This is a genomic window from Micromonospora sp. RTBAU3-60 (assembly GCF_054963695.1).
In genome coordinates, this window is sequence record NZ_JBUEGB010000148.1 from 1 (window position 1) to 5,421 (window position 5,421).

The following is a 5,421-nucleotide window of genomic DNA, read 5'->3' on the forward strand; positions in this document are numbered from 1 at the left end:
GCCGCGTGGGGTGATTGGCCCCTGAACCGCGTCGCGGCCAGCGACATCGAGGCGATGAAACAAGACATGATCGCTACGGCCCGGTCGCGGCGTAACAGCCGCAACGGCCGGCATGCCGGCGAGCACGTCATCGCCGCCGCCCGCGCCTTCTACTCCCGGGCCATCGCCGACGGCCTGATCGATACCTCGGCCAGTCCCGCCCATCGTGTCGCCAAGCCCCGCCGCCTCCCGAGCACACGTCGCGCCTTGACGCCGCACGAACTGGAGGAGATCAATGCGGTGGCGCAGACCAGCGGCAACGACGTCATCCTCGACGCCCTGCTGCTGCGCCTGCACACCGAAAGCGCCTGCCGGCGCGGCGGAGCCCTCGCACTACGGCTCATCGACCTGGACCACACCAACGGACTCGTGCGCCTGGCCGAGAAAGGCACCGTGCGGTGGCAGCCGATTACCCTCGACCTCGCCGAACATCTCTACGAGCACGCCCACGCCCGCGGCGCCCTGGTGTCCACCGACCGCTTGTTGCGCTACCGCAACGGCCAGCCGATCAGCAGCCGCCGCTACGACCACCTGTGGAAACGCATCGGCGAACGACTGCCCTGGGTCGCCGCCCAGGGCATCTCCACCCACTGGCTGCGGCACACCACCCTCACCTGGGTGGAACGCCACTTCGGCTACGGAGTCGCCCGCGCCTACGCCGGCCACACCGACAGCCCAGGATCCTCCACCACCACCTACATCAAGGCCGACCTACACGCCGTCGCTGACGCCCTGTCGGCGATGACCGACCAACCACACCCACTCGCCACGATGGAAGGAACCTCGCACGCCTGACCGATGACCATTCGCCGTTGATCGACTGTCTCGGATGAACCTGTCGCTTCGTGGGGGGTGGGGGAGCAGTCCCTGGACCCCGCGCGAAGCGGCGGGTCCGGCCGCGAGCCTGGAGATGAGCGCAACCGGCGCCACTGGACCTGCGTTCCGCCAGGAGGCGAAACTATCGAGGCGGCCGAAGCCGTGGACTGAGTGACGAGAGTTGCGGATGGGCGGCGCAGACCGGGAGTGGACCCCCGGTGGCGTTGTGGCCACGATCGGCAATCCTTCTATGCGGTGAATATCGACCCCGACCTGGCTGCCGCGCACGATCCGATAATTTCGGACGAAGAATGGGTTGCGGCGAACGCGAGATTGGTCGGCGAGCTTGGCCCAGAGCCTTATCTGCATAACCTTCTGGCGATCCTCAAGGGCGCCTACCCGAGGGGCTGACAACTCCAGCGCTCCCTTGAAATTTTGCGCCTGTGCCGTCATGGATGCCGGCTCTTCGAACTTAAGCGGGGTTGAGGTGTCCGCGGTGGCGTCGGGTGGTGGCAGTGCGGGTGCGTAGGCGTTGGTTTTCGGGGTTTCGGAAGCCGTAGGCGTCGCGGGCGATGGTCTTGATAACCCGGTTGGTTCCTTCCGAGCCGGCGTTGGTGATGCCGGTGGTCAGGAACGCCAGTATTTGTGGCCACCAAGTCTCGATCGTGGTGGCGAGCCGGTGGAGTTCGGGCAGGTCAGAGGCGGCGCAGCGGGTGTAGAAGCGGTGCAGCAGCCGGTGGAGGTGTTCCCTGTTCGGCTGGGTGCGGGCGACCGCGAGCAGGTCGAGCAGGTCTTCTTTCGCGTTCCACGCGGCCAGGATCGGAGCACCGATCGCCGCCGGGAGGGCATCGAGGGTGTCGACGAGGCGGTCGACGTGCTTGCCGGGCATCCGGGCGGCCGAGCGGGTCAGCCGGTTACGCATCCGCCATTCCGGGTCGCTGCCGCGACCGCGGCGCCCCCGCTGGGTCAGGGTCATGCGGCGGCGGACCTCGGTGACCGCCCGGTTGGCCAGTTGCACGACGTGGAAGTGATCGACGACCAGCACCGCGTGCGGTAACACCTGCCGGATCGCGGACTTGAACACGGTGCACATGTCGATCGCCACCGCCTGGACCTGCTCACGCCAGGCCGGCGGGCGGGCGGTCAGCCAACCGGTCACCGCCGCCGTGGTACGGCCTTCGACCTGCGCGAGCAGCCCCTGACCATCAGACAGATCGCAGAAGCCGACGTGCCAGCGGTCCGCCGTCACGGTCCACGAACCGACCTGCTCATCCCAGATCCAGTGCGGCTTGCCGCGGCGAACCTCGTCGATGCCCAGCACCGCGACAGGCTCCGGCTCGGCTGGCAACACCGCGCTCGCGTGGGCGCTGAACGCGGCAGCGACGACCGGCCAGGAGATGCCGTGGTCCCGGGCGGCCTGCACGATCGTGCGACCCGCGTCGGCGACCGCCGCCCCGGCCGCCTGCCGCAGCCGGCTGGTCAGCCGGGCACGAGCCGGGACCTGCGCGACCTGCTCGGTGAACGACTTACGCGGACAGCCTGGCGTCGGGCAGTACCAGCGACGTTTGCGCCAACGCAGCCGTACCGTCCGGCCTCCGACTGGCAGGTCCCTCGGCCGGGTTGTGGTCCACTGCTTCACCTTCAGCGCACGTTGTCCGCACTGCGGGCAGCATCGTGCCTGCTCACAGCCGGTGGACAGGTCCACCACCGGAACACCGGTGACGTCCAGCTCGACCCGCTCAGCGACCAGGCCGTCCAGGCCCAGCAGCCGGGTCGTATCGTTGACCATGCTCGCAGCTCTTCACTTGTGACCATCCGAACTAGACACTCAGATGATCACCGACGGGCTGCGAGCCCTTCACGCTCGGGTCGACTCAGCCGCGAACCCCGCTCAAGTTCGAAGAGCCCCTATCCCTTGTTGACGCGCTGGCTGCCTGGTGGCTGTGCGGTGATCGGCGATCGGAGCGAACCGCTCCGGTATCCGGATCTGCCGAAAACAGTGCGTCGGATTGTTGGCGCCAGGGTGCGCCCGCCTTGGGCTACAGCAAGCCGATCCCCGAGGCTGGTCCGGTGGGCTAACGTCCTCGGTGCAGCCAGGCCAACAGATCCGGTGGGGCCATCTCAGCCGCGCGCCGGTGGTAACGGCTGAGTTCCTCGGGGCTCAGGAGTGCGTGTCCAGCACCCGACTGGCCCTTTCGGAAGAAGACTTGATGGTCTTTCAGCACGCCGAGGGCATCGGGCACCAGGACCTGAGCTCGCTCACGCATCGCGGCGAACGTGGCGGCCTCCACCAACGTCGCCCACCGCTCGGCTGGCACCTCGATACCTAGCCAGGCGGCGATCCGCCGCATCTGTCCTCCGAGGTCAGCCAGGAGATCGTCATAGTGCACCAGCAACACATTCGGCTCCCCCCGGCGTCGCCAGGCATCAGTCAGATGCCACAGCACACCGGGCAGCGAGTCCAACGCCTCCCGCGGATCCCTATCACGCTCGGTCCACCGCACCAACCAGGAATGCAGGGCAGGCCGTGCCGGCGGTGCACTGCTGGACGGCGGTTCGCCGGTGAGCTCGCACACTCGTTCCCGGTCGATGTTGTCGCTCTGGTGGTACAAGGACACCGCCATGTCCAGCGGGTGCCGCGCCACCACGATGTACGACACGTCGGGCTCGATCGGTACCCCGTCCAGTGGCGTGTGCGTCTTGATGAAGCGCCGATGCTGCTGGGCGGCGAGATGGTCGTACACCTGCCGCTGTGGAGCAGTCAGCCAGTCGAGCCACGGGGACAGTTGCGCCAACGGCGCCGGCAGGTCCGCGGTCTGGAAGATCAGCAGCGCGCAGATCATCTGCATCCAGGTGGTGCCGCTTTTGGATCGGGTGCTGATGACGATGTCGCCGCGCCGGAACGGGAAAGCGAGCCACCTGCCGCTGTCTTCCTCGGAAGATCGATAACGCACCGGGGCCGTCATCCGAGCGAGCTTAGAGGACCGATATAGCAGTCCGCTTCTTCGTTTCCGGATCTGGCACCCCTCTGTGTCAAGAGGCCGCGGCGAGGGTTGTTCTAGGCTGGGGTTTGGCGGGTCCGGGAAGTGACTGTTCCGAAGTGTCGATCTCGGGGTTCGGGTCGGCCGCGCTGGATGAGTCGCCCCCGCGTGTCCTCCCGGGCCCGTCTTGACCAGCTTGGCGTCGGCGACCATCTGGCGGTAGACGATGTCGGACAGGCGCCGTTTCAGTGCCCGTAGGGCCTCCATCGGGGTCTTGCCCGCGGCCAGTCTGCGCCGGTAGTAGCGGCGTCCTTCGGTGTCTCGGCGCAGCTGGACGATGGCCATGATGTGCAGGGCCCGGTTGATGCGCCGGTTCCCGGCGCGAGAGAGCCGGTGCCGGTTCTGCTCGCCGGACGAGGCGTCGATCGGCGCGGTGCCGTTCCATGAGGCGAAGTGGGCGCGGCTGCTGAACCGGGCGATGTCTGCGATGTCGCCGAGCAGGCGGGCTGCGCCGGATGGTCCGATGCCGGTCAAGTTCATCAGCCGGCTGCCGGTGCTGTTGACCAGGTCGGTGAGTTCCTGTTTCGCGCTTTTGATCTTCTTGTCGATGACGACAAGCTCTTGGATCAGCTCGGAGGCCAGCCGGCGGCGGGTCTTGCCGACCACGTCACGCGGGCGCACGGTGCCCAGCAGGGCGCGGGCCTGCTGGGCGGACAGGTCCTTCTTCGCGCCGCCGGGCACCAACTCGAGTAGCAGGTGATGCAGCCGGGAGACCACTTCGGTGCGGGCCCGGCCGAGCTGGTCACGGCGGTCGACGAGCAGCCGTAACGCGACCGTGGTGTCGTCGGTGACGACCTGCCGCAGACCTTCGGTGCGCAGGGCGACCACCGCGACGCTGCGGGCATCGACCGGGTCGGTCTTGCGGCCCTGGCCGGTGGCGAACACGCGGGCCCGGGCGGACAGCTTCGCGGGGACGTCCACGACGGTTTCGCCGTCGGAGACCAGGCGTTGAGCGATGTGCCGGCCGATGCCGTTGCAGCCCTCGACCGCCCAAAGGCGGTCTTTGTGCTTGCGTCCGGCGGCGAGCATGGCCTGGTAGCCGTCGCGGTCGGTGCCGAACCGGCCCTGCCCGAGCGTCTTCTCCCGGCCGTTGATGATCTCGATGGTGGCGGAACGCTTGTGCGGGTCCACGCCGATGATGACCTGGGCCATCGTGTCCTCCCTCGATCCGACGATGGGTCATCGACGGGAGGGCAGCGCTACCTTGAGCTGGGCAGTCCCCTCTTGAGCCTCTCTCCGCCGCGGTGACCGGCGGGGCGCACGCCAGATGAGAGCCACACCAACCTGCGGTGGGCAGCCGCGATGAGAGCGACCCCACCGGTCACCTCGACCAAGCCTGGCCGGGCTGCGGTCGTACCACCAGTCAATAGGTAGCCGCGACGCGCGCGTTCGACCAGGTTCTCGGACGTCCGACTCTGTCGATGAGCGGATGTCTGATCATGCTGAGCCAGGTTCGGGCCTGCGGCTTCTGCGCGAAGAGGTGGTCCGTGACGAGCGTGGGGCATCGACAACGCCTGGACGGCCG

General features: G+C 67.9%; 4 protein-coding genes. 2 read left to right on the forward strand and 2 right to left on the reverse strand.

What is annotated here, in order from left to right:
- The coding region (locus ACY34I_RS40040; protein WP_462760713.1) for a tyrosine-type recombinase/integrase at nucleotides 1–834 on the forward strand (834 nt) is incomplete at its 5' end.
- Nucleotides 835–1,110: 276 nt separating this feature from the next.
- A complete protein-coding gene (locus tag ACY34I_RS40045; RefSeq protein WP_462760715.1) occupies nucleotides 1,111–1,266 on the forward strand; it encodes a hypothetical protein in 156 nt (51 codons plus the stop codon).
- 61 nt (nucleotides 1,267–1,327) lie between these two features.
- Here ACY34I_RS40045 and ACY34I_RS40050 read toward each other — a convergent pair whose 3' ends face one another.
- Entirely contained in the window at nucleotides 1,328–2,644 is a 1,317-nt protein-coding gene (locus tag ACY34I_RS40050; RefSeq protein ID WP_462760717.1) for an ISL3 family transposase, read from the reverse strand.
- A gap of 286 nt (nucleotides 2,645–2,930) precedes the next feature.
- Nucleotides 2,931–5,048 carry an IS110 family RNA-guided transposase gene (locus ACY34I_RS40055; RefSeq protein ID WP_462760719.1) on the reverse strand — a complete coding sequence of 706 codons (2,118 nt, stop codon included), beginning with the start codon at nucleotides 5,046–5,048 and terminating at the stop codon, nucleotides 2,931–2,933.
- Nucleotides 5,049–5,421 lie beyond the last annotated feature (373 nt).